The 21,951-nt window shown below is 58.1% G+C and carries 28 protein-coding genes; 10 read left to right on the forward strand and 18 right to left on the reverse strand.

The window, feature by feature from the left end; translation table 11 throughout:
* Positions 1-23: 23 nt before the first annotated feature.
* Both ABMA60_RS10220 and ABMA60_RS10225 read left to right on the forward strand, forming a co-directional pair.
* Positions 24-545, forward strand: coding sequence for a GNAT family N-acetyltransferase (locus tag ABMA60_RS10220; RefSeq protein ID WP_392802433.1), 522 nt, complete (start codon positions 24-26; stop codon positions 543-545).
* Positions 545-982, forward strand: a complete 438-nt coding sequence (locus ABMA60_RS10225) for a VOC family protein (RefSeq protein ID WP_392802436.1) — start codon at positions 545-547, stop codon at positions 980-982. Before ABMA60_RS10220 ends, ABMA60_RS10225 begins: the two co-directional genes overlap by 1 nt.
* A gap of 101 nt (positions 983-1,083) precedes the next feature.
* Here ABMA60_RS10225 and ABMA60_RS10230 read toward each other — a convergent pair whose 3' ends face one another.
* From ABMA60_RS10230 to ABMA60_RS10260, 7 genes are read right to left on the reverse strand one after another with little or no spacing between them, the layout of a single operon-like run.
* Positions 1,084-1,350, reverse strand: a complete 267-nt coding sequence (locus tag ABMA60_RS10230; protein WP_392802438.1) for a hypothetical protein — start codon at positions 1,348-1,350, stop codon at positions 1,084-1,086.
* Between the two features lie 4 nt (positions 1,351-1,354).
* Positions 1,355-2,014 (reverse strand): carbonate dehydratase, encoded by a 660-nt coding sequence (can, locus tag ABMA60_RS10235; RefSeq protein ID WP_392802441.1) that lies wholly within the window; start codon positions 2,012-2,014, stop codon positions 1,355-1,357.
* Positions 2,015-2,040: 26 nt separating this feature from the next.
* Positions 2,041-2,775: a pyridoxine 5'-phosphate synthase gene (locus tag ABMA60_RS10240; protein WP_392802444.1), complete on the reverse strand. Its 735-nt coding sequence runs from the start codon at positions 2,773-2,775 to the stop codon at positions 2,041-2,043.
* 41 nt (positions 2,776-2,816) lie between these two features.
* On the reverse strand, positions 2,817-3,122 hold the full coding sequence (locus tag ABMA60_RS10245; RefSeq protein WP_392802447.1) for a hypothetical protein: 306 nt from the start codon (positions 3,120-3,122) through the stop codon (positions 2,817-2,819).
* A 12-nt stretch (positions 3,123-3,134) separates the two neighbouring features.
* Positions 3,135-3,539 (reverse strand): YiiD C-terminal domain-containing protein, encoded by a 405-nt coding sequence (locus ABMA60_RS10250; RefSeq protein ID WP_392802450.1) that lies wholly within the window; start codon positions 3,537-3,539, stop codon positions 3,135-3,137.
* Positions 3,536-4,219 (reverse strand): HAD family hydrolase, encoded by a 684-nt coding sequence (locus ABMA60_RS10255; protein WP_392802453.1) that lies wholly within the window; start codon positions 4,217-4,219, stop codon positions 3,536-3,538. Before ABMA60_RS10255 ends, ABMA60_RS10250 begins: the two co-directional genes overlap by 4 nt.
* Positions 4,216-5,148 (reverse strand): zinc ABC transporter substrate-binding protein, encoded by a 933-nt coding sequence (locus ABMA60_RS10260; RefSeq protein WP_392802455.1) that lies wholly within the window; start codon positions 5,146-5,148, stop codon positions 4,216-4,218. Before ABMA60_RS10260 ends, ABMA60_RS10255 begins: the two co-directional genes overlap by 4 nt.
* A gap of 128 nt (positions 5,149-5,276) precedes the next feature.
* Here ABMA60_RS10260 and znuC point away from each other — a divergent pair, with 128 nt between their 5' ends.
* Positions 5,277-6,032 (forward strand): zinc ABC transporter ATP-binding protein ZnuC, encoded by a 756-nt coding sequence (gene znuC / locus ABMA60_RS10265; protein WP_392802458.1) that lies wholly within the window; start codon positions 5,277-5,279, stop codon positions 6,030-6,032.
* Positions 6,025-6,819, forward strand: coding sequence for an iron chelate uptake ABC transporter family permease subunit (locus ABMA60_RS10270; protein WP_392802461.1), 795 nt, complete (start codon positions 6,025-6,027; stop codon positions 6,817-6,819). Before znuC ends, ABMA60_RS10270 begins: the two co-directional genes overlap by 8 nt.
* Positions 6,820-6,874: 55 nt before the next feature.
* On the opposite strand, the gene ABMA60_RS10275 is transcribed toward ABMA60_RS10270, so the two are convergent.
* Positions 6,875-7,129, reverse strand: coding sequence for a DUF4404 family protein (locus ABMA60_RS10275; protein WP_392802463.1), 255 nt, complete (start codon positions 7,127-7,129; stop codon positions 6,875-6,877).
* Between the two features lie 123 nt (positions 7,130-7,252).
* On the opposite strand from ABMA60_RS10275, the gene cueR reads away from it, so the two are divergent.
* The 3 genes from cueR to ABMA60_RS10290 all read left to right on the forward strand — a co-directional run bounded on the left by cueR (position 7,253) and on the right by ABMA60_RS10290 (position 9,259).
* On the forward strand, positions 7,253-7,654 hold the full coding sequence (gene cueR / locus ABMA60_RS10280; protein WP_392802465.1) for a Cu(I)-responsive transcriptional regulator: 402 nt from the start codon (positions 7,253-7,255) through the stop codon (positions 7,652-7,654).
* A 117-nt stretch (positions 7,655-7,771) separates the two neighbouring features.
* On the forward strand, positions 7,772-8,398 hold the full coding sequence (locus ABMA60_RS10285) for a LysE family translocator (RefSeq protein WP_392802468.1): 627 nt from the start codon (positions 7,772-7,774) through the stop codon (positions 8,396-8,398).
* Positions 8,399-8,422: 24 nt separating this feature from the next.
* Positions 8,423-9,259 carry a mechanosensitive ion channel family protein gene (locus ABMA60_RS10290; RefSeq protein ID WP_392802471.1) on the forward strand — a complete coding sequence of 279 codons (837 nt, stop codon included), beginning with the start codon at positions 8,423-8,425 and terminating at the stop codon, positions 9,257-9,259.
* A gap of 5 nt (positions 9,260-9,264) precedes the next feature.
* Here the strand turns inward: ABMA60_RS10290 and ABMA60_RS10295 are convergent, their stop codons facing one another.
* Entirely contained in the window at positions 9,265-10,218 is a 954-nt protein-coding gene (locus tag ABMA60_RS10295; RefSeq protein WP_392802474.1) for a zinc transporter ZntB, read from the reverse strand.
* Between the two features lie 27 nt (positions 10,219-10,245).
* Complete coding sequence (locus tag ABMA60_RS10300) at positions 10,246-10,701, reverse strand: YbjN domain-containing protein (RefSeq protein WP_392802477.1); 456 nt, start codon at positions 10,699-10,701, stop codon at positions 10,246-10,248.
* A 130-nt stretch (positions 10,702-10,831) separates the two neighbouring features.
* Between ABMA60_RS10300 and ABMA60_RS10305 the strand changes: the two genes are divergently transcribed.
* Complete coding sequence (locus tag ABMA60_RS10305; protein WP_392802479.1) at positions 10,832-12,016, forward strand: aromatic amino acid transaminase; 1,185 nt, start codon at positions 10,832-10,834, stop codon at positions 12,014-12,016.
* An 8-nt stretch (positions 12,017-12,024) separates the two neighbouring features.
* Here the strand turns inward: ABMA60_RS10305 and ABMA60_RS10310 are convergent, their stop codons facing one another.
* The gene (locus ABMA60_RS10310; RefSeq protein ID WP_392802482.1) at positions 12,025-13,101 is read right to left on the reverse strand and encodes a PA0069 family radical SAM protein; all 1,077 of its coding nucleotides are present in this window, start codon (positions 13,099-13,101) and stop codon (positions 12,025-12,027) included.
* A gap of 181 nt (positions 13,102-13,282) precedes the next feature.
* Between ABMA60_RS10310 and ABMA60_RS10315 the strand changes: the two genes are divergently transcribed.
* Positions 13,283-14,191 (forward strand): hypothetical protein, encoded by a 909-nt coding sequence (locus tag ABMA60_RS10315; RefSeq protein WP_392802484.1) that lies wholly within the window; start codon positions 13,283-13,285, stop codon positions 14,189-14,191.
* On the opposite strand, the gene ABMA60_RS10320 is transcribed toward ABMA60_RS10315, so the two are convergent.
* A complete protein-coding gene (locus ABMA60_RS10320) occupies positions 14,173-15,057 on the reverse strand; it encodes a LysR family transcriptional regulator (protein ID WP_392802487.1) in 885 nt (294 codons plus the stop codon). The two genes, ABMA60_RS10315 and ABMA60_RS10320, sit on opposite strands and share 19 nt — an antisense overlap.
* Before the next feature lie 137 nt (positions 15,058-15,194).
* On the opposite strand from ABMA60_RS10320, the gene ABMA60_RS10325 reads away from it, so the two are divergent.
* On the forward strand, positions 15,195-16,298 hold the full coding sequence (locus ABMA60_RS10325) for a citrate/2-methylcitrate synthase (protein ID WP_392802489.1): 1,104 nt from the start codon (positions 15,195-15,197) through the stop codon (positions 16,296-16,298).
* Here ABMA60_RS10325 and ABMA60_RS10330 read toward each other — a convergent pair.
* Genes ABMA60_RS10330 through ABMA60_RS10355 form a run of 6 tightly spaced genes read right to left on the reverse strand, consistent with a single transcriptional unit; the run spans position 16,295 to position 21,936 of the window.
* Positions 16,295-17,182: a DMT family transporter gene (locus ABMA60_RS10330; protein ID WP_392802491.1), complete on the reverse strand. Its 888-nt coding sequence runs from the start codon at positions 17,180-17,182 to the stop codon at positions 16,295-16,297. The two genes, ABMA60_RS10325 and ABMA60_RS10330, sit on opposite strands and share 4 nt — an antisense overlap.
* Positions 17,183-17,220: 38 nt before the next feature.
* Positions 17,221-17,631 (reverse strand): phosphoribosyl-AMP cyclohydrolase, encoded by a 411-nt coding sequence (gene hisI, locus ABMA60_RS10335; protein ID WP_392802494.1) that lies wholly within the window; start codon positions 17,629-17,631, stop codon positions 17,221-17,223.
* A gap of 19 nt (positions 17,632-17,650) precedes the next feature.
* A complete protein-coding gene (locus tag ABMA60_RS10340) occupies positions 17,651-18,790 on the reverse strand; it encodes a hypothetical protein (protein ID WP_392802496.1) in 1,140 nt (379 codons plus the stop codon).
* The gene (locus tag ABMA60_RS10345) at positions 18,783-19,472 is read right to left on the reverse strand and encodes an ABC transporter ATP-binding protein (RefSeq protein ID WP_392802499.1); all 690 of its coding nucleotides are present in this window, start codon (positions 19,470-19,472) and stop codon (positions 18,783-18,785) included. The genes ABMA60_RS10340 and ABMA60_RS10345 overlap by 8 nt, the downstream gene beginning before the upstream one ends.
* A 17-nt stretch (positions 19,473-19,489) precedes the next feature.
* On the reverse strand, positions 19,490-20,713 hold the full coding sequence (locus tag ABMA60_RS10350; RefSeq protein ID WP_392802501.1) for an ABC transporter permease: 1,224 nt from the start codon (positions 20,711-20,713) through the stop codon (positions 19,490-19,492).
* Positions 20,710-21,936: an ABC transporter permease gene (locus ABMA60_RS10355; RefSeq protein WP_392803113.1), complete on the reverse strand. Its 1,227-nt coding sequence runs from the start codon at positions 21,934-21,936 to the stop codon at positions 20,710-20,712. The genes ABMA60_RS10350 and ABMA60_RS10355 overlap by 4 nt, the downstream gene beginning before the upstream one ends.
* Between the last annotated feature and the right edge of the window lie 15 nt (positions 21,937-21,951).

A 21,951-nucleotide genomic window follows, 5' to 3' on the forward strand; every position in this document is an offset into this window, starting at 1 on the left:
CAGGAAATGTATTTTGGGAATCTATGAAGCAACCCAAGCTGCGCATCGCTGAACCCAGCGACCTGCAATCACTAATAGACATCGATAATGAATCGAGCACGCTCTTTGAGCAGGCGGGCCTTCATTTTGAACTGGATGATGATCATCCCTTTGTCCAGGGTGAAGCGCTCAGATGGTCGCGCGCCATCGACCAAGGGCAGGTTTATGTTGCGATGAATTCAGGAGGGGCATCTATTGGCTTTGCTGCTTGCAACCTGGTCGACCACCAACCCTATCTGGATCAACTGTCTGTCGCCCTCGATTACATGAGGCAAGGTATTGGCACCCAGCTGTTGATGAAGGTCATTGAATGGAGCGCAGAAGGCCCACTTTGGCTGACCACCTACGCCAGTATTCCCTGGAACCAACCCTTCTACGAGCGTTATGGATTCGTCGTGGTACCTGAGCCATCTTATGGCCCGGAACTGAGTGAAATACTGCGCCAGCAACGCTTGGTGCTGCCGGCGCCGGAAGATCGTATTGCTATGGTGCGTTATGCTGACTGATGCAGAAACACGCCATCAGCCATGACGCACGTGAACACCCGGAGGTAAATCACCTGCCTATTTTTCAAAAAATCGACCACATCCACCTCCACACTGATGATCGCCTCGAGCTGGAACGCTGGTATAGCCGTGTGCTGGGTTTCGAGCGAGTACCGGAGCTTGAAGTCTGGATGGAAGGTGGTGGCCCGTTAACGATTCACAACGGCGGTGCGCACTTGGCGTTGTTTGAACCCGGTGGTCGCGTCAGCACCACCATTGCCCTGGCGGTCGATGGCGAGAATTACTTTCAGTGGATGAACACCCTCAGTGACCACAGCGTTTCATTTAGGGAAGTGGATCACGATCTTTCCTGGTCGATCTATTTTAAAGACCCGGATGGCAATCCATTCGAGATCACCACCTACGATGTCGAATATGTCTGCCGCCACAAACCGTAGCAAGGCAGAACGATAACCAGCCAGCGGGCTTTTCAGATTTATTTGTCGGTACCGAAAACGGATTACACCCGATCACTTCGGTACCCATAAAAAGAACCACCTCAGTCGTCTTTCAGCTTATCCGTCCGCGAATCATCATCGTGCTTGTGAATTTTGTACATCTTCACATTTTTCTTCTTTTTATTACCGCGTTTTTGGTCGGAATTAAGGCCGACCAATACTAATACCAAAAACACGATACCGCCGCCGATGGCACCTATGGCTACCCAGTTAATTTCTGCACCCAGGGTATTTTGATATTGAGAAATGGCTTCCGTTCGGTCGGACTGAACCACCGTATCCAAAGTCGGAATGAAACCGGTCAACATTCCATTAACCTCCAGTCAGGGTGGCTTTAATAGAGCGGTGAATTTTTTCGCGCATTGGGGCGTTGTCGCTGTGCGATACACCCAAGTCTTTTAAAATGCCGTCTTCCAGGCCATAGATCCAGCCGTGGATAGTCAGCTTTTGGCCTTCGTCCCAGGCTTGCTGGACGATGGTGGTTTCCGACAGGCTCTGTACCTGCGCCATGACGTTGACTTCACACAGGCGTGAAATACGCGTGGCTTCATCGGGTATGGCGTCGAAGTATTTGCCGTAGAGTTTCATGATGTCCTGGATGTGGCGCAGCCAGTTGTCAATCAAACCCAGGCGCTGATTTTTCAGCGCCGCAGCCACACCACCACAGCCGTAGTGACCGGTGACGATGATGTGTTTTACCTTGAGCACTTCCACCGCGAACTGAATCACCGACAGGCAGTTCAGGTCAGTGTGCACCACCAGGTTGGCAACATTGCGATGCACGAAGACTTCTCCGGGCATCAGACCCATAATTTCATTCGCCGGCACGCGACTGTCGGCACAACCGATCCACAAAAATTCCGGTTTTTGTTGCTCGGCCAACTGACGGAAAAAATCCGGATCTTCCGATTTAATTCGCTCCGCCCATTCGCGGTTATTTTTCAGCAGGTGTTCCAGGCTTCTGTGCGGCATCGCAGCAATTCCTCTGTTTTTTGGTTTTAGGCACTATTGGCGCAGGCGGCCAGATAGCGACGAATGACGTAAGGCATGCCGTGCTCAATGCACTCCACCGTCAATACATGACCGATGGAGACTTCGAGAATATGCGGAATGGTCAAAAAATCATTCAGGTTGGTGAGATCCAGGTCGTGGCCGGCGTTCAATTCCAAGCCCAATTCATGGGCACGAACGGCGGCCGCGCGATAGCTTTCATGCACCTGCGCCTGACGGGCGGTGCCATGCGCGCTGGCGTAGCCTTCGGTATAGAGTTCGATGCGCTGGGTGCGTGAGGCAGCCGCCAGTTCCACCTGTTTGATGTCGGGATCGAGAAAACAGGCTGTGCGAATGCCGGCGGCTTCGATGCGCGCCAGAATGCCGTCGAGGAATTCGCCCTGGGTGCTGAAATCCCAGCCGTGGTCGGAGGTCAGTTGGCCGGGTGCGTCTGGCACCAGGGTGCATTGATCCGGTTTGGTGGCTTCGACCAGTTGCAGGAAGTCTTCGCTCGGATAGCCTTCGATGTTGAATTCCACCGTCGGGTATTTGGCCAGGCAAGCGGCCAGATCGTAGGCATCCTGACGCTTGATATGGCGTTCATCCTGACGCGGATGAATGGTAATACCCTGCACGCCCAGTGCGATGAATTTCTCGGCGAAGTCGACGACATTGGGGAAGTCCCGGCCACGTGAATTCCGCAACAGGGCAATCTTGTTCAAGTTAACGCTCAGCTGAGTCATGAAGCAATTCCAACGAGGTACGCGGCGATTGTACCAAAACCTCAGCCGCTTGCGCGGCCCAGTGTCAGGCTGAGTTCGCCAGGAGTGACTTGCAGTGCCGGCTCATCCTGCAACAGGATCTGAACCGCAGCAAACAAGGCAAAAAGTGCGTCGTTCTCGGCCATCGGATGGCGGTTTAAAAATTCCGCTGGGGCCGGCCGATGCTCATGTTCATAGACCCGCCACAGCTGCGCAAAGGCTTGGGCGGTGGCAGCATCAAGCTCAAAACAAAGCCCGCCAGCGCGACGGAACCAATCGCGATGTACCTGAGGCTGAATCAGCAGTCGATTGAAAGGCACTTGGCGCATCGGTTTAGGCCATTATTTAGCGACAATGATGCGGTAATCGCCGATCAGCTCCGCCACCAATTCACCGGCCGTATCGCGCGCCTCTACCCGAACGCGAGCGCGCCAATGGCCACTCGGTCGCAGGTCAGGTTCGGCTTCGAACTGGGCGACCACGGTTAAATCGCTGGTTGCTGGTTTGGGATAGCGCACCTGGCAATCGCGAATGGCAACGGTATCGCCCAACTGATGCTGCTCGGCCCAGGCGCCGCTGTGGTACCAGCCGGCGAGCACCAGCGCCGAATATTGGCTACCGGCGAACAAGGTGCCTTTGTCGTTGCGGTTGCCGTTCAGGGGAATGTGGAAGCGGCTGTGATCGGCGTCGCTGGCAACCCGTTCAATGCCTAAGGCGGCCAGCGGTTCGATTTGGTCGAGTTTCATTCGGCCGCTCCCAGTGCATCAAACCAGGTCGGGAATTCGACCAGCGATGGCAAGACACTTAACTGACCGTGCCAACTGGGGTCGGTAGCGATCAAATCCGGTACGTGCAAAACATGACAGCCCGCTGCCAGTGCCGAACGCACGCCGTTGGCGGAATCTTCCACGGCCAGCGCCCTGCCCGGTTCCAGACCCAGGATTTCGCTGCCACGCAGATAGGGTTCCGGATGGGGTTTGCCCCGGCTCACCTGATCGCCACCGAGCACGCCATCAAAACGGTCCAGCACACCCAGGCTGGATAGTTTCATTTGCGCCACCTCGGTGCGAGTGCTGGTCACCACCATCTGTGGCAAGCCCAGCTTGCGTATGTGGTCGAGCGCCGCGGCGACACCCGGCTTCAATTCCAGTTCGGTCTTGGCGCGTTCGAGAAAACCATAATGGGTCTGGTCAATCCAGTACTCGGCCAGCTCCTGGCTGTCGACAAACTGGCTGAACCAGTCAATCAAGCCGCTGCGGTTCAGGCCGATGGTTTCCAGATAGCGTCGCGACGCATCCGGTACCGGGCCGCCATTGGTATTCACTTCGACAAAGGCATCGCGCACCAGGCGTTCGGAGTCGATCAGTACGCCGTCCATGTCCCACAACACGCCCTGAGGCGCAGACTGGATTGCAACAAAGCTCATGGCAAAGTCTCCAGACAGTTGGCCAGGTTATCGGCCAGGTCGGTGAGGATACGTTCATACAGATCAGGCCCCGGTTCCAGTGTCGAGCCGAGCGGATCGATCTGCGACAGCTGGCCATTGGGCACTGCTTGCAACAACGGCTGCATCCAACGCGAACTGAATTGGGGTTCGTGCAACAGGCAAACACCGCCGGCGTCGTTAGCGCGCTGCGCCAGTTGCGCCACGGTGCGCGGCCCGGGTGGAATTTCCGGTGTCACCACCAGCGCACCCAGAGCGTTCAAATCAAAGGCGCGTTCGAAATACTGAAAGCCGTCGTGAAAGACGATAAAGGGCCGTTCGCGCACCGGCGCCAAGCGCGCATCCAGATCGCTATAGAGCTGTTGCAGGCGCTGCTGTTCGCGTTCGGCATTGGCGCGGTAGGTGTCGGCATTGGCCGGATCGAGCTGTGCCAGTTCGTCGGCGAGAGCGATGACGAACACCTCGGCATTGCGCGGATCGAGCCAGAAATGCGGGTCCAGTTCGCCATGGTCATGATCGCCATGCAAAGCCCCGGCGGCGGTTTCGAACAAGGCTTCACGCGGCGTGTATTGCACCATACCACTGTCATAATCGTGCCAGTGCCAGTTCACCGCTTTAGCAGGCAAGCGCGCAACCAAACGCGCCAGTCCGGTTTCCAGCTCCGGGCCGACCCAGACCAATAAATCAGCCTCGGTGAGGGTACGCAGTTGATCCGGCGACAAACCGGACCCATGTGGCGACTGCTGCCGATCATAGAGCAAAGCCGGCTCGCTGATGCCTGCAGTCACGGCGCTTGCCAGGCTGTGCAGCGGGGCGAGTGAGACCACAACATGGGGAGCCGACAGCGCCGACAACGGCCAAAAAAGAACGACAGCGCCGACTAACAAAAGGCGCCGGAAAGCAATGGTCATGCGTACTCCAAAGGGACAGGGACATTAACAGGCTGGGTGATATACAGTAACATATCGCACCAACGTTCACTTCTACTGCGACGGCCCTGAACCGGTTCAACAGGTACCGCCCTTAATAAGGACGCTTTGTGTCACAACCAAGCTCTCGGCTGATTGAAGGCCGCCAACTGGGCGTCCGGCTCGGCGGAAAAAGCATCATCAGCGGTGTCGATATCCGTATCGATGCCGGCAAGATTGTCACCCTGATCGGCCCCAACGGCGCCGGCAAATCGACGTTGATCAAAGCCCTGCTCGGGGTTCATAAAATCACCGACGGCGAATTCTACAGCAAAGCCAACCTGAGCATCGGCTATATGCCGCAGCGCGTGCCCATCGACGACAGCCTGCCGCTGGCGGTGCATCGGTTGATGACGCTGACCCACCGCGCCAGCCGCGACCAGGTGAGCGAAGCGCTGGCGTTAACGGAAGTCGCACACCTGATCGACCGCCCGGTGCAGCAGCTCAGTGGTGGCGAATTCCAGCGCGTGATGCTGGCGCGGGCGCTGCTTAAGCAACCCGATTTGCTGGTGCTGGACGAACCCGTTCAGGGCGTCGATTTCAGCGGCGAAGTCGCGCTCTATAAACTGATCCAACGGCTGCGCGATGAGCGCGGCTACGCGGTCTTGATGGTGTCGCACGATTTGCATTTGGTGATGGCCGCCACCGATGAGGTGCTCTGCCTGAACGGTCATCTGTGTTGTTCGGGTACACCGGAAAGCATCACTCAGGAACCGACCTTCACCTCTTTATTCGGCCCGCATCAGGCCGATGCGCTGGCGTTTTACAGCCACCACCACGACCACGAACACGACCTCGCCCATCAGGGAGGTCACAGCCATGATTGATCTGTTGTGGCCGGCATTGCTCGCCGGCAGTGGCATCGCCCTGGTCGCCGGCCCGCTGGGTTCGTTGATGGTGTGGCGACGCATGGCCTATTTCGGCGACACCATGGCGCACTCGGGTTTGCTCGGTGTGACGCTGGCGGTGGTACTGAACCTGAATCTGACTGTCGGTATTGCGCTGGTCACCACAGCGCTCGCCTTGCTGTTGTTTGTGTTACAGCGCCAACGCCGACTGCCGGCCGATACCTTGCTCGGTATTATGTCGCACGGTTCACTCGCCATCGGCATGTTGGTGCTGGCATTTTCGCCGACGGTGCGCATGGATTTGAGCGGTCTGTTGTTCGGCGATCTGCTCGCCGTAAACGGCGGCGATGTGGTGGTGGTCTGGGTGATTGTTGCCCTGGCCTTGCCGGTCATTGCTCTGGCCTGGCGGCCCTTGCTGGCGGCGACGGTCAATGAAGATCTGGCCCGCGCCGAAGGCATCGCCACCGACTGGTTGCGCGTGCTCTATCTGGTGTTGATTGCGCTGGTGATCGCAGTCGCCATGAAGATCGTCGGCATTCTGCTGATCACCGCCCTGCTGATTATTCCCGCCGCCGCCACTCGCTGGCTGGCGCGCACTCCCGAGCAAATGGCCATTGGCGCGGCAGTGCTCGGTCTGGCTGCGGTCTGGTTGGGTCTGACCGCCAGCTGGTTCGCCGACGCACCGAGCGGGCCGACCATCGTCGTCGCGGCGGTGCTGGCCTTTATGCTGACGCTTGGTCTGAGTCAGTTAAGTCGTCGCAACTGACGTAAAAAGGCCATCCGAGGATGGCCTTTTTTATGGGACGCGGCGCGGGCAATCGCTAAATACCCATCGACGCCAGCGCCTCCAGAATACTGCGCGCTACCGAGGCGCTGCGCGGGTGTTCGACGCTCAAATCTTCGATCAACACCTCAACCGATTCACGCAGACTGGGCTCTTCCGGGTCCGGTTCGCCTTCGTTATGCAGGTGGTATTCCAGTTTCTCCAGCATAGCGCGTTGCTGCTCGCTGACTTCGGATTCATCCATGGTCGCGCGCAGGCGCTCCATCAGACTGCGAAGTTCTTGGTCGGCCATCTGCGTCTCCTTATATCGAGGGTCGGTAGTGACTATAGTTGGGATCAGCCATGGAACAACAAGGCTTGACCTTAGCATTATGGGAAGGTTGATAATGCCCCACCACGACAACAGGAGGCTGTGATGCAGATCAAACAAGCGTCCAAGGCCAGTGGCCTGCCGGCACGCACCATCCGTTATTACGAAAGCCGAGGCCTGATCAGTTCGCAACGTGCCGCCAATGGTTATCGGCATTACCACAACGATGACATAGAACGACTGCAGTTTTTGCAGCGCGCCCGACTGCTCGGGTTTTCGCTCGATGAATGCGCCGATCTGCTGGCATTGCAGCGCGATCCCAACCGCGCCAGTGCGCAGGTGCGTGCCATCGCCGAGCAGCACCTGGTGGAGGTCGATGCCAAAATCGAGCAGTTGCAGCAGATGAAAGCCCAGCTGTCCGACTGGGTCAGTCAATGCCCCGGCGATGCGTCCTCACACTGCAGTATTCTCGATGGCCTGACTCAGGGCGAAGTGCAGCACGCCTGAGTCATCCATCTGCCAGACAAGAACGTAAGCTGCTGGTTCATTCAACACCGAGACAAAGCCAGCTATGCTCAAAGCCTTCGCTGACTATACTCACTGTTAATATAACAAGAGGATGCCATGTCCTGGCTGACACTCGCCTGGTTTATACCCGCCTGTTTCGCGCTGAATATGACGCCCGGCCCCAATAATCTGATGGCGCTGAGCAACGCCAAACGCTATGGCTGGAGCCACGCTTGTCTGGCGGGTCTCGGTCGGCTCAGTGCCTTTGCGGTGATGATCACTCTGGCCGCCTCCGGCCTCGCCACCTTGCTCTACGCTTCGGAACTGTTTTTTACGCTGCTTAAAGTCGGCGGTGCGCTCTATTTATTCTGGCTGGCCGTGCAGATGTGGCGCAGCGACCACAACCTTGATGCGGTGAATTCAACGGCCGCACTCAGCTTGACTGCCCTAGCTCGCCAGGAATTTCTGCTCGCCGCCGGTAACCCCAAAGCCATTCTGATTTTCACCGCTTTTTTGCCGCAGTTTGTCGATCCGTCAGCGGCCATCGGTTGGCAGTTTTTTGCACTTGGCAGTTGTTTTCTGTTGCTCGAATGGCTGGCGATTGCGCTCTATGCCAGCGCCGGTCGTCTGCTCGATAAAGGCTTGGGCAAGCCCGGCTGGCAACGCGCCTTCAACCGTCTGTGCGCGCTGTTATTAGGCAGTGCAGGCTTGGGCCTGTTGCTGTCGAAACGTTTACCCGCTTAAATCCATGTCGTTAAGGAGATCGTTTTGATCGATTGGATTATTGATTTTTGGAACAGTCACGCACCGTTGATGATACGTGTCGGCTATCAGATCATTCTGGTATTGCTGGTGTTTATCGTTGCCGGCATTTTGTCGCGCACGCTGAAGTCGTCGGTCACTAAAAACTCCAAACGCTTTGCCCGACTCGACCCCATGCTGGTGCCGATTTTTGCCGGCATGGTGGGTTATTCGGTGTACGTTATCGCCGTCGTTATTGTGCTCGATATCTTTGGCGTCAACACCAACTCCATCGTCGCGCTGCTCGGCGCCGCCGGTCTTGCGGTTGGCCTGGCGCTGAAAGATACCCTGAGCAATATCGCCGCCGGCATTATGATGCTGATGCTGCGCCCCTTTCGCACCGGCGATTACATCAGCTTCAACAGCACCAGTGGCACCGTCGAAGAAATCACTCTGTTCAACACCATTTTGATCACGCCCGACGGTCAGTATGTGTCGGCACCGAACTCCAATGTCTGGGGCGCGACCATTCAGAATTCGACGCGCAATGGCACCCGTCGTATGGATGTTGTCGTCGGCGTGGCGTACGACGACGACCTCAACGCCGGTTTCGCTGCGTTACGCAAAATCGTCGATGCCGAACCGCGTTTTCTGCCCGACCCGCAACCGCAGATTATGGTGCAATCGCTGGGTGATTCGTCGGTGAACTTACAAATTCGCGCCTGGGCGACGGTCGATGATTACTGGCCGTTGTGGTGGGATATGCAGCGCATCGTGAAAGACGAAATTGAGGCGGCCGGCCTGACCATTCCGTTCCCGCAACGCGATGTGCATCACTACAATTCCGCGCCCAAGGCGGACTGAGAAAACTACCAGAAACGTAAGCGGCGCAGCAGTAAAAACTCAACCACCGCTATGGTGCTGAGTGCGCCGCAGACAATCCAGAAAGCCGTGCTGGATTCCACGCCGGGCATGCCGCCGACGTTGATGCCGAACAAGCCGGTGAGAAAACTCAGCGGCAAAAACACCCCGGCGGTGACCGACAACCAATAAGTATTGCGGTTCATCCGTTCGGCCAGATTCTGCTGCAGTTCGTCGCGAATCAATTGCACTTGCTGCAGCAGCATTTCGATATTTTCCAGAATGCGCTGAGTGGTATCGCGCTGGTTCGACAGCCCCAGTCGATCCTTATGCGATAACCAGGTTTCGGCTTCGCTGACAAACTCATTTAACGCGCCCACTTGTGGCCGAATAAACCGATGCAGACGCAATAAACGTCGATGCAGTTGCGTCAGCTTGGCCAGATGTTCTTGCGGGTTCGGGCCGGAACTTTCGTCTTCGAGCACCACCAGCTCGGCTTCCTGCGCATCCAGTACTTCATCAATGCGGCTGTTCAGCGCCGCCACCAGCGTCGTCAGCAGATTGCCCAGATTGGCCGGGCCATCGCCCGCCGCCAAGCGCTCGCGTACCGAGGCCACCGCTTTGAACGAATGCTTGCGCAGCGTAATCAGACCGCCGCCATGCCACAAAAACCGCAGCGACAGCATGTCATCCGGCTCAGCGCCGGGGTTGAGATTGACGCCGCGCAGGTTCAACAAAAAACCATCACCGACGATCTCAAACCGCGGCCGGGTATCTTCCGCCAATAACGCCTGCTGCACGCCGTTTTGAATACCCAATTCATCGAGCCAGGGCACCAGCTCAGGTGCATCGCGCTGACAATGCACCCAACGACCGTTCAGGTTGGCCGGCAACTCACTCTGGCGTTGTGCCGGGGTGGTGCTGAAATCCCATTGGTCGATCACAAAAGCAGCGGCGGTCATGGTTTAACGTCACCTCAAATTGATGGCTCAGTGCAGGGCGTCACCATCGGGCGCGTCCAGTTCCATATCGTCGAGCAGCACATCCATCTGGGTAGCGTGGTCCAGCACCAGTTGAGTGGCGCTGAGTACCTGCTCCAGATAGTGAATAAAGTAGTCGGCTTCCAGGCCCTTGGTGGGTAAAGCGCCGCTGATCACCAAACGCGGTACATCGTCGTCGTACAAACTCAGGCCGACCTTGACCAGCGGATTGTCGAAATTAATCAGCTGCATCGAACCGTGCAGCGGCAACACGGCTGAGGGGCGCACCGACAATTCAGTTGAAACAATCACCAGGCCGCTTTCCAGCAACAGCCGGCTTTCCAGTACGCCGAGATTCTCTTCGGTATCGCTCAGATGCAGGCCATCGCAGTCCTGGCAGAGGTAATAACGGATGCCGTGTTCGGCCAGCCAATCTTCAAGGGTGTCGCGGTTTATCGATTTCATAATGTCCAGTTGTCTTGCTTTGGGCGGCATTGTACGGCCACCGCGGGGATTTTTCAGCCAGGCATCGAATCACGTTGCGTCTGGGGGTATCCTTGCGGCTCCGCTCACGGTGTCATTCACGGAGATCTTCATGTTCAGTTCGCTGGCCACCCCCAAAGCCGATCCCATTCTGTCGCTCAGTGCCGTCTTTAAAGAAGACCCCCGCCCTGACAAAATCGACCTGGGTATTGGGGTGTATCGCAACAGCGAAGGTGTTACGCCGATCATGAGCGCGGTGCGCAAAGCCATGCTGACGCAGGCGGAAACCCAGCCAACCAAGGCCTATATTGGCCTGGCCGGTAATGAGACGTTTAATCAGGCGATCACCGATCTGTTGTTGTCTGGCACCGCGGCCTACGATCGCGCCAGCGCCATTCAGACCCCCGGCGCCAGTGGCGCGCTGCGTATGCTGGCCGACCTGATTGCCAGCATTAAACCCAACACCACTGTCTGGATCAGCCGTCCCAGCTACGCCAACCATCAACCGATTATGGAAGCCGCCGGTCTGAGCGTGCGCGAATATCCGTTCTTTAATACCGAGACCAAGGCCGTCGATGAAGCGGCCATGCTGACGCAAATCGCCAAACTCGGTCAGGACGATGTGCTGCTGTTACACGGTTGCTGCCACAATCCGACCGGCGGTGACATCAGCCTGGAAGCCTGGCGCGAAATTGCCGATCTGGCCGTACGCAATGGCTTTCTGCCTTTTGTCGATATCGCCTACCAGGGCTTTGGCGATGGTTTGATGGAAGACGCCGCCGGGATGCGTCTGCTCGCTGATGCAGTACCGCAGTTATTGATCTCGACCTCCTGCTCGAAGAATTTTGGCCTTTACCGTGAACGCACCGGCGCCGCCATCATCATCGCCGACAGCCAGGAAGCCACCGCCAAGGCACGCGGCCGGGCGCTGGAACTGGCGCGCGGCACCTACTCCATGCCGCCGGATCACGGTGCCGATATCGTCGCCAACATCCTCGGCAACGAAGCTTTGAAAGCCGAATGGCTGAGCGAACTGGCGAGCATGAACCAGCGCATCAAACGACTGCGCGAGCAACTCACCCTGACTTTCCGTGAGCACAGCGACAGCCAGCGCTTCGATTACTTCAGCGAACACCGTGGCATGTTTTCGGTGACCGGCCTGAGCAACGACCAGATCGAAGCCTTGCGCAACGACCACGGCATCTACCTTGTCGGCGGTGGCCGCATGAATGTGGCGGGCATGAAGGAAGGTGATATTCCGGCGGTGGTCAAAGGGTTTCTCGCCATCGGCGCCTGATCGCCGGTTCAGATCAGGTCGAGCTGCCCACCGCCCCAGCGCCGGAAATAATCGGTGCGCAGTGCTGGCGGCTCGGTCTGGTTCAACCCCAACTGACGACAGGCGCGTTTAAAGCGCTGACTGAGCAAGTCGGCGTAAACACCCTGGCCGCGCATGCGCTTGCCAAACTCACTCTGGTACAGCTTGCCGCCGCGTAAATCCCGAATACGCGCCATCACATGCTCAGCCCGGTCCGGGTAATGGCGCTGCAACCAGTCTTCGAATAATTCAGCGATTTCCAACGGTAAGCGCAGCAGTATCCAGCCGGCTTGTCTGGCGCCAGCACCTGCGGCGGCTTCCAGCAGTGCTTCCATTTCGGCATCGTTGATAAAGGGAATCATCGGCGCCAGCAGCACACTGGTGGGTACGCCGACGGCGGTCAGTTCGCGTACTACTTTTAAACGCGTTGCCGGCGAGGCGGCGCGCGGTTCCAGTCGACGTTTTAAATCGTTATCCAAAGTAGTCAGGCTGACACTGACGCTGCACAAGCCATCGGCCGCGAGCTCAGCCAGCAAATCCAGATCGCGCAGAATCAGCCCGCCCTTGGTGATGATCGATACCGGGTGGCGATAGTCGCGCATCACTTCCAGCAGTTCGCGGGTGATGCGGCGCTGTTTTTCCAACGGCTGATAAGCATCGGTATTCATGCCCAGCGCAATCGGCTTGCAGCGGTAATTGGGCTTATCGAGCGCTTCGCGCAGGCGGTCGGCAGCGCCGGTTTTGGCGATCAGCCGGGTTTCGAAATCAAGTCCGGGCGAGAAATCCCAGTAGGCGTGCGTCGGCCGGGCAAAGCAATAGATGCAGCCATGCTCGCAACCCCGATAGGGATTAATCGACTGCTCGAAAGGCACATCGGGCGATTGATTGGTGCTGATGATGGTACGCACCTTTTCATCGTCGACCTGGGTGGCCAGGCTGTCTGGCGTAAGGTCATCATCCGGGTCCAGCGGCCAGTCATCGCTGGCCGCCTCGATGCGCTGGGGCTGATAACGATTGGCCGGCTGGGCACCGGTACCACGGGTTTTAATGCGATGATCAGCAGACATGGTATTGGGCTCTTGCTGGATTATTGCTGGTAAGTCTGGTGCCAATATTGCCATCAAATACTGTCTATTTATACAGTATTTTCGCTGTGACCAGCGCCGGTTTAAGGCAAGGCCGTCGGTGTACAACACAAGACTCGACAGGCATAGTGGCGCCTTCGTATACGACCTGAACCAAGCCTCGATGTCCCTCTTCTCCTGGATCAACAAGTGGGGGCTTACCGCCCTGTTGCTGATCGGCCTGCCGTTTCTGTTTATGGAAGGCCCGCTCAGCCGTGACGCCGCGCTCGACCGTGCGCTTTGGGATTTGGGCCATATCATCTATTTTGCGCTGGCCATCACCGCTTTGCGCTCCCGTCTGGACATGCGCACCTGGCCGCACTGGCTGGCGATCAGCCTGGCCGTTTTTATCCTCAGTATCATGCTCGAATACCTGCGCTACGACGTCGGTCATCAACAGGACTGGAGCGATATCGAGCGCAATCTGGTCGGTGCCTGGCTGGGTATTTTCTGGCTCAACAAAGGCACGCCTCAGGTATGGACCGGCCGCGTCATCGCCACTGGGCTGTTCGCGCATCAGCTCAGTCTGGTGCTGCTGGCAGCGCTGACCATCTATCGGCTCGACGCTCAACTGCCGCGCCTGGGCAGCTTCGAAACCGATTACGAACTCGACTGGTGGCAAGGCGCGGTCAGCCTCAGTGAGGAACGCGCCTGGCAAGGCCATCGCAGTTTGGCGGTGGAGCTGGAACCGGGTGAATACCAGAGCGCGCGCATGATTACGCCGCCGCGTGACTGGTCCGCCTACAGCCGCCTGTCGATGGCGGTCTATAACCCCAAACTCACGCCCTTAACGCTGACGGTGCGCATCGACGACCACAACAGTCTCGACAGCAATGTCGCCTTTGGGCAACGCTTCAACGAGAGTTTTATCGTCGAATTCGGCTGGAATCTGGTGCAGATTCCATTGCACCCGCCGCAGGATTCCAAAGCTGAACAGTTGCTCAACTTAAGCGACATTGCCCGGGTGGAAATCTTCGCTGTCGATCTGGAACAACCGAGCCGCATCCACCTCGATCAGCTGCGTCTGGAATAACCCTGGGCGCCCGCCAAGCGCTGCTCGCACAAGGCAATAAAATCGCGCGCCAGCGCGGAAGGGTCGCGATCTCGGCGATGGAACAGGCCAACCTGACGCTCAATACGGGCGAATTCAAATTCCCGCAGCGCGCGGAAATGGCGGATACGCGGTAGCTGCCGCGCCATTTCGGTACTGAGATACCCCACCGCCAGACCGCGATCGATCAAATCCAGCCGCACGTTGAGACTGCTGATCTGCCAGATCATCCGGAAGCGATCGCGCAATTTATCCTGATAAGGCCGCTGGTCCGGCTCATCCAGCGACGACACCACCAGCGGAATGCGCTCAAGATCGGCCAGCGACATGCGCGGCCGGTGCAACGGATGCGTCGGGCTGATCATCAGCAGCCGTTCTTCTTCATAGAGCGGCCAGCATTCGAAGCGATCCATGCGCGTCTGAAACGGACCCAGCCCCAACTCCACCTCACCGCTGAGCACCGCCGCGACGATGGCGCGCGACGGCTGTTCCACCAGCCGCAACCGCGCTTCCGGCCAACGCCCGGCCAGTACCGCGATGAGATCGGCACCGGCAAAACGGTTGGTGGTGCTGTCGATGCCAACGCTCAATTGTTGGTCGCGGCCGTGCGCCAGCCGCTCCATTTCTGCGAGCAAGGCGTGTTCGCGCTGCAGCTGATCGTCGACATAGCGGTATAGACGGCGGCCGGCGCGGGTCAGACGAATCGGCCGGTCGCGCACCACCAGCGCCTGGTCGAGCTTGGTTTCCAGCTGTTTGATCGCCTGGCTGACCGCTGACTGACTCAGACTGACGTCCGCCGCTGCGGCCCGAAAGCCGCCAAAACGGGCGACCGCGTGGAAGATGCGCATCTCACTGCTTTCCAATCTCATGATAAGCCTGACTGATCATCAATTTATTAAGTTTAATTAGATTAACAACGGTTGTGGCCCTTTAATAGCGCCATCCGAAAACCCCGAATCCCCGAATTCAAAGAGAGGAGGCTGTCATGAGCAACGACATTAATGCAGGTCTGGAAGGCGTTATCGTCGGTCAAACAGTGCTGTCGAATGTAGAAGGCGAGATTGGCCGCCTGACCTATCGCGGCGAAACCATCGAACAGCTGGTCGAGCGCGATTTTGCGGCCGTGGTGATGTGGCTGATGAGCGGCGAATGGATCAGCGCCGACGCCTGCCGCGAACTGGATTTATGGCTCGCCGGCGAAGCCGAACTGGGGGCTATTGAAACACGGGTACTGGAGCAACTGTCACGCGATACCCATCCGATGACGGTATTGCAGGCGCTGATGCCGTTACACAGCGACCAGCCGCACCACCCTGCCCCGGCCTGGCTGAATGCGGATTTTGTACCCGGCATGGTGCTCGGCGCGCGACTCAACGCGGCAGTCCGCGTCTGGCATAACCTGGGTACTCAGGGCACCGTCTTTGCGCTGCCCAAGGATCTCGGCTTTCTGGAAAAGCTGCTCTATGGCATCAACCGCAGCGCCCCCTCGGCCGAAGCACTCCAGGCGCTGAACACCACCCAGATTCTGCAGCTCGATCACAGCTACAACGCCGGCACCTTCGCCGGTCGCGTGGTTGCCAGTACTCAGGCGCGTCTGGCGGCGAGTCTGGCGGGCAGTCTGGGCGCCCTGTCTGGCCCGCTGCATGGCGGTGCCGACGAAGCAGCGGTGATGATGGCTAAAGAGATTGGCTCGGCCGATAAAGCCGACGCCTGGGTGCGCGATGCCATGGATAAGAAGATCAAAATCATGGGCATGGGGCACCGCGAATACAAAGCGCTGGACCCGCGCGCGGCCATCTTAAAACCGATGGCGCGCAAATTCTGCGCGGGTACCGAGTGGGAAGGTCTGATGGAAACGCTGGTCGCCGTCGAAGACAGTTGCCAGGCGGTGTTTGCCGACAAGGGCAAGGAAATCTACGCCAATCTGGAATTCTACAAAGGCGCGGTCTACCTGGCGCTGGGCATTCCGGAGCAGTATTTCACCTCCTTGTTTGCCGCCAGCCGCGTCTTCGGCTGGGTATCGCATTACCAGGAATTCAATCAGGACCCGCGCCTGATCCGGCCGCGCGCCGAGTACGTCGGTCGTTAAACGACCGGCGCTTTCGGCGCTCGCAAGCGCAGCAGGCGAGTGGTAATGGCCGTCCCCACCAGGGTGATGGCCATGCCCACCAAGACCTGCACGCTGAGCACCTCACCCAGAATCAGATAGCCCCAGGCCAGCGCACTGACCGGCACCAGGAAGGTGACCGTCGAAGTCGCTGTGGCACCGGCACTGGCCAGCAGTTGGAAATAGAAGAAGAACGCCAGAGCGGTACTGAACACCGCCAGCGCCAGCACATTGCCCCAGGCCACCATCGACGGTGCGGTTTCCGGCCACAGCAAGACACCGGGAATCAGCAAAATCAGCGCCGACATCAGCGTCGAGCCGCTGGCCACTACTTGCGCCGGCAGATGCGACAGGCGCGCCTTGGAGAAGTTACCGGCAATGCCGTAACTGAAGGTCGCAGCCAGCGCCGCCAGAATCGACCAGCCATCGCCACCGGTGGAAAAATCCAGCCGATTTGCCGACAACACATAGACGCCAACGAAGGCAATCGCCAAACCCAGATACTGCTGTTTCTGCACCGGCGTGGCGAACAGCGCCGCGCCCAGCAAGGCGGTAAAGAGCGGTGTGGTGGCGTTGATCAGAGAGGTAAAACCGGCTTCCAGACTGAGCGTGGCCCAGGCCAGCAAGCTGAAAGGAATGACATGATTGGTCAGCGACAGCACCGCTAAGCGGCCGACATGCTGCACAAATAATTCACGGTAACGACGCACCGTAAACAGCGGCAGCAACACCAACGCAGCCACACTCATGCGGATAAAAATCAACGACACCGCACCGAATTCCGGCGCGGCGATGCGCATAAACAAAAACGACACACCCCAGAGTGTGGACAGCAATAACAGCCGACCGGCATCAATGGCAGACATCAGAACTCCTCAGCAACGCGGCAGGCGTTTAAAAAGCGTTAACGACCCGAGGCCGGATCAGTCAGGATGCGCGCACCCTGAGCATCGGCAGTAATATAGAAGCAATCGCGACGATCGGTATGGCAGGCAGGGCCTTGCTGATCGACCAGCAGCAAAATCGCATCACCGTCGCAGTCGATGCGCAATTCGCGCAAATGCTGACGGTGACCGGAAGATTCGCCCTTGCGCCAATAGGTCTGACGCGAGCGCGACCAGTAACAGACCTGGCCGGTTTGCAGACTTTCCTCAATGCTGGCGCGGTTCATCCAGGCGAGCATCAGCACCTCGCCACTGTCGTGCTGTTGAGCGATGGCCGGTACCAGGCCAGCGTCGTTGTAACGCAGTTGGTCGAGCACTTCAGTCAGCGACAGCGTCGTCCCAGCCGGTGCGGCTTCCCAATCCTTAAACATAACCCATCCAAAATGGTGACTAGAAAACGGTGGACCAGTTTACTGAAAACACCGTCGGATACACTCCGAATTCTGTGCTGCTATTCGAATTGATCCCTTTGCGTTCGACCGGCAGCGTCAACGCCAGGGTTAATTCGGTATTGTCACCCAGGCTGCGCACCAGACTGGCCGTCGATAATTGCGAGCCGTCGTTACCATTGGTTTCGGTGCCCAACTGGAACTGATAGAGCGCACCCAGCGAACCAACCAACTGCAGGCTTGAGTAATGCCGCGCCAGGGGCAACACCAGGCCGCTGCGGTAAAAATCGCTGTTGGCCTGCTCGCTGTAATCGTCGCTGTCGTCGACACCGAGGCCATTGAAGTGATATTCAAATTGCAGATAAATATCGCGCCAAAGCTGTTGATCGAAACCGAGCGTCAGGCGCAAACCCTCTTCATCGTCATCGGTCAGCCAGGCCGTTTCCTGCCATAAGCCCCAGTATTTGTATGAGCCTTGGGCACCGAAACCGTACAGCTGTTGCTCCTGGTTCAAAGTCAGCGCCGTGAACTCCAACGAGGTTGAACCGGCCTGGCTGTAGCCGCGCGCGAACAGCAGTTCGTCATCGCCAAACACCCAACCCAGATCGATTTCACTGACCGCACCGGCCGGTATCAGCCAACGCGCAGCATCGACACCGGGTCGGTAGCGGCGCTCAGTGGCGCGCAACCCGGCCGGTTGCACCACATCGACTGGCGAGAAGCGTTTCGCCAGACCAAAACCAATGGCCTGACGGCCGAGGGTGATATCGCCGACCGGGCTGAACCACTGGCCGTAGAGTCGATCGAGATTTTGATAGAGGGCGACGTCATCGTCTTCGACTAAGGCTGCGTCGAGATCGGCGACGCGAAAATCGGCCGTGGTCGGTTCGGTATCGGTCGCACTGCCGGCGAGAAAAGCGCGTTGTTCCAGGCCGTATTGCAGACCGAATTCGAGCGGTGCCTGCGGATGCCAGATGGTATTAAAACGCGCGTCGAGCGATTGCACGCTGGCATCCTCGCCGGAACCGTTCTGCCATTGCTGATCAAAACCAGCGCCAAGATCCAGCCAGACATCCTTGGCCGCGAACACCGACAACGGCAAGCAACTGAATAAAACAACGACGAAGCGGCGATCAATCACGTCGCTCCTCCCGTTCGACCACGCCATCGCGCAGATAAATTAAGCGCCGCGCCCGATCCATTATTTTCGGGTCGTGGGTGGAGAACACGAAGGTCATGCCATCGCGCTGGTTCAGGTCAACCATCATATCGAGCAGGTCCATGCCGGTTTGTGAATCGAGATTAGCGGTGGGTTCATCGGCGAGAATAATATCAGGTTGACTGACCATGGCCCGCGCCACCGCCACTCTTTGTTGCTGACCACCAGAAAGCTGCGATGGCCGCCGATCTTCACGTCCGGCCAAACCAACCTGCTGCAGCATAGCCGCCACCCGCTGCTGGCGTTCCTCGGCTTTGATGCCTTGCAACAGCATGATGTATTCGCAGTTTTCCGCAGCGCTCAACACCGGAATCAGGTTGTAGGCCTGAAAAATAAAACCGATATGATCGCGACGAAAATCCGACAGCTGCCGGCCGCTGTAACTGGAAATCGGCTGACCGGCCAGATGCACCTCACCTTCGCTGGGATGATCGAGCCCGCCGATCAATTGCAACAGCGTCGATTTGCCAGAACCCGAAGGCCCGACAATGGCAGTAAACTCGCCCGCTTCGATGCGCAGATCGACCGCATCGAGCGCCTTGACCAGCGTATCGCCGCTGCCGTAATGCCGGCTCAATCCTTTGGTTTCAATCACCGTCGTCATGCGGTTTACTCCCGATGCTATAAGCTTTTATGCAGCGCCTGGGCCGGCACAATGCGTGCCGCGTGCGCCGCCGGATAGAGGCAGGCGAGCAGCGTTAACGCCAATACCCAGACCGGCAAAATGATCAATTGGCTGAGCTGTAACTGTGGCCGAATCACTTCGTTCAGCGCCACGCCGGCCACTTCCATGCCGCCGTAATCGATGCCGATCTGCGCCACCAAAACCGTAACCACCACGCCGACCAACAGACCAATGACAATGGCGCCGATACCGAGCAACAGACCTTCGCTCAGAATCAAACCAAAGAGACTGGATCGGCGCGTACCGATGGCGAGCAGCACACCGAATTCCCAGGTCCGTTCGTAGATCGACATAAAGAGGCCGTTGATCACGCCCAATGCGGCCAGCACAAATAAAATGATGCCGACGATGACCGTCGAATAGCGCGTCATCTGCAACATGCCATCGAGTTGCGGCATTAATTGCGGCCAGCCTTCGGCGACGCGGTCGGCATTGCTGAGTTCCGCGAAGAGCGGCAAATCCGCTTGGCCGGCGAGCGATGCCTGACGCAGATTGAACGCCAGCTCATGCACGCTGTTGCCAATGCCGAGCATTTGCTGAGCGCGCGGTAACAGAATAAAGGCGGCGTTTTCGTCGAGTTCACGGGCGTTAAAACGGAAGATGCCGGAGACGCGAAACAGCTGTTGCTCGGCGGTTTCATCGATCTGGTTGTGCAGCGACAGCACGATGCGGTCACCCAGTTCCGCTTCCAGCAATTGCGCCAGCCGCCAGCCGATTAACAATTGGGTTTCACTACCAGCGGCGTCGAGATAGTCGCCTTCGACCACCACGCTTTCCAGCTTCGACACCTGCGCTTCACGCTGGGGGTCGATGCCCATCACCTGCACCGCCCGGTTGCTCGCCGAGCTCGATACCATGCCAAACGCCAGCGCACGCGGCGTAGCGGCTTCGACCAGTTCGCTCTGGTCGAGCTGGTTCAGTAGCTCAGCCACTTCGCCAAAGGTGAATTGTTCATCGCGCGCGGCCAGATAGTCACGCTGGTGAATTTGCGCATCGCCGCCATAGAGACGCGTCGCCGAGCGCACCATGGTGTCGGTCATTGCGGAAATGACGCCATCGGTCAGCACCAGCGCCGCCAGACTGAGGCTGATGATCATCCCCGTTAACAGGGTGCGCCGCCGGTTACGCGCCAGATTACGCAGTGCCAGTTGCCAGTTCATAAGCGTCGCATCGCCTCCACCGGAACCAGACGCGCTGCGCGCCAGGCCGGCCACAGCGCCACGATCAAAGTAGCCAAAACGATCAGCAGCGCCGGTTGCGCAAAGACATAAAACGACATCTGGCCGGCGTAGCGGGTAAACAGCACGCCGGAAAATTCGATCGGTTCGATGTCCAGACCGACCCAGCTAAACCAGGCGTTGATCGGCAACAACAAAATCAACGCCAGCAGGCAGGCGATGACGGCGAGTAATCCGGCTTCGAGCATGATCAGCCGGAACAACCGGCCCGGCGAGGTGCCGATGGCTTTGAGTACACCGAATTCGCCGGTGCGCTCCATCACCGACATCAAAATAGTGTTCAGTACACCGACGCAGACCAGGAAAATCAAAATCACCATGGTCACCTGGCCTCCGGATTTATCGGCTTCCATGGTGCGATAAAAATCGGCTGCGACCACCTGCCAGGAACTGACTTCGACAGCCTCGCGCCAGTGTTGCCTGGCCCAGCCGTCGAGTTGCTCGGCCAGTTGCGGCGCGCGCCGGTAATCATTGCCAAGCACAATCAAGCGGTGCGCTTTGCCGGGCATGGCGTAGAACTGCTGGGCGGCGCGCAGCGGCAGCATTACCCGCCGGGATTCGGCGCTGTCGATGCTGCCGATAAGGGCGCTGATGCGGTACAGATGATTCGCCAAAGAACCATCGGCACCCTGGGACACCAGCACCAGTTCATCACCGACACCCAGCGCTAATTGCCGCGCCACCTGAGCGCCGATCATGGCGGAAAAATAACCCTCGGCATCGGGCTGGGCAGTCAGGTAGGTTCCGGCTTTGACCTTGTCGGCCAGAAAAGACACCGCGGCTTCGCGCTGCGGATCGATACCGACCACTTCCACCGGAAAACTCTTAGTCTCGCCATAGGCCAGCGCACTGCTTTCGATGCGCGGCGTGACTGCGACCACGCCGGGCTGAGTTGTCAGTTCATCCAGATCGGATTCGCTAACGCTCAGGCTGTCGTACAGACGCGGCGTCTCCACATAGCCTTCGGCGGTGATCTGCACGTGGCCGGTGGTGTCACGGGTGTAGGTGCTGAGCATCTGATCGTAACTGCCTTCGGTGACCGACAGTTGCAGCGCGGTCAGCAAATAACCGCCGCCCAGGCTCAGTAACGTCAAGATCGTACGGCGGCGGCTACGCAGGATGTTGCGCAGTGCCAGTTTGAGCATCAGCACAGCAGTCTC

The organism is Saccharospirillum sp. HFRX-2, from assembly GCF_043196805.1.
GTDB lineage: Bacteria > Pseudomonadota > Gammaproteobacteria > Pseudomonadales > Natronospirillaceae > Saccharospirillum.

Coding starts and splice junctions, on each gene's coding strand:
- ABMA60_RS10220 (WP_392802433.1), top strand. CDS start 24: ATGAAGCAACCCAAGCTGCGCATCGCTGAACCCAGCGACCTGCAATCA.
- ABMA60_RS10225 (WP_392802436.1), top strand. CDS start 545: ATGCAGAAACACGCCATCAGCCATGACGCACGTGAACACCCGGAGGTA.
- ABMA60_RS10230 (WP_392802438.1), bottom strand. CDS start 1,350: ATGTTGACCGGTTTCATTCCGACTTTGGATACGGTGGTTCAGTCCGAC.
- can (WP_392802441.1), bottom strand. CDS start 2,014: ATGCCGCACAGAAGCCTGGAACACCTGCTGAAAAATAACCGCGAATGG.
- ABMA60_RS10240 (WP_392802444.1), bottom strand. CDS start 2,775: ATGACTCAGCTGAGCGTTAACTTGAACAAGATTGCCCTGTTGCGGAAT.
- ABMA60_RS10245 (WP_392802447.1), bottom strand. CDS start 3,122: ATGCGCCAAGTGCCTTTCAATCGACTGCTGATTCAGCCTCAGGTACAT.
- ABMA60_RS10250 (WP_392802450.1), bottom strand. CDS start 3,539: ATGAAACTCGACCAAATCGAACCGCTGGCCGCCTTAGGCATTGAACGG.
- ABMA60_RS10255 (WP_392802453.1), bottom strand. CDS start 4,219: ATGAGCTTTGTTGCAATCCAGTCTGCGCCTCAGGGCGTGTTGTGGGAC.
- ABMA60_RS10260 (WP_392802455.1), bottom strand. CDS start 5,148: ATGACCATTGCTTTCCGGCGCCTTTTGTTAGTCGGCGCTGTCGTTCTT.
- ABMA60_RS10270 (WP_392802461.1), top strand. CDS start 6,025: ATGATTGATCTGTTGTGGCCGGCATTGCTCGCCGGCAGTGGCATCGCC.
- ABMA60_RS10275 (WP_392802463.1), bottom strand. CDS start 7,129: ATGGCCGACCAAGAACTTCGCAGTCTGATGGAGCGCCTGCGCGCGACC.
- cueR (WP_392802465.1), top strand. CDS start 7,253: ATGCAGATCAAACAAGCGTCCAAGGCCAGTGGCCTGCCGGCACGCACC.
- ABMA60_RS10285 (WP_392802468.1), top strand. CDS start 7,772: ATGTCCTGGCTGACACTCGCCTGGTTTATACCCGCCTGTTTCGCGCTG.
- ABMA60_RS10295 (WP_392802474.1), bottom strand. CDS start 10,218: ATGACCGCCGCTGCTTTTGTGATCGACCAATGGGATTTCAGCACCACC.
- ABMA60_RS10300 (WP_392802477.1), bottom strand. CDS start 10,701: ATGAAATCGATAAACCGCGACACCCTTGAAGATTGGCTGGCCGAACAC.
- ABMA60_RS10305 (WP_392802479.1), top strand. CDS start 10,832: ATGTTCAGTTCGCTGGCCACCCCCAAAGCCGATCCCATTCTGTCGCTC.
- ABMA60_RS10310 (WP_392802482.1), bottom strand. CDS start 13,101: ATGTCTGCTGATCATCGCATTAAAACCCGTGGTACCGGTGCCCAGCCG.
- ABMA60_RS10315 (WP_392802484.1), top strand. CDS start 13,283: ATGTCCCTCTTCTCCTGGATCAACAAGTGGGGGCTTACCGCCCTGTTG.
- ABMA60_RS10320 (WP_392802487.1), bottom strand. CDS start 15,057: ATGCGCATCTTCCACGCGGTCGCCCGTTTTGGCGGCTTTCGGGCCGCA.
- ABMA60_RS10325 (WP_392802489.1), top strand. CDS start 15,195: ATGAGCAACGACATTAATGCAGGTCTGGAAGGCGTTATCGTCGGTCAA.
- ABMA60_RS10330 (WP_392802491.1), bottom strand. CDS start 17,182: ATGTCTGCCATTGATGCCGGTCGGCTGTTATTGCTGTCCACACTCTGG.
- hisI (WP_392802494.1), bottom strand. CDS start 17,631: ATGTTTAAGGATTGGGAAGCCGCACCGGCTGGGACGACGCTGTCGCTG.
- ABMA60_RS10345 (WP_392802499.1), bottom strand. CDS start 19,472: ATGACGACGGTGATTGAAACCAAAGGATTGAGCCGGCATTACGGCAGC.
- ABMA60_RS10350 (WP_392802501.1), bottom strand. CDS start 20,713: ATGAACTGGCAACTGGCACTGCGTAATCTGGCGCGTAACCGGCGGCGC.
- ABMA60_RS10355 (WP_392803113.1), bottom strand. CDS start 21,936: ATGCTCAAACTGGCACTGCGCAACATCCTGCGTAGCCGCCGCCGTACG.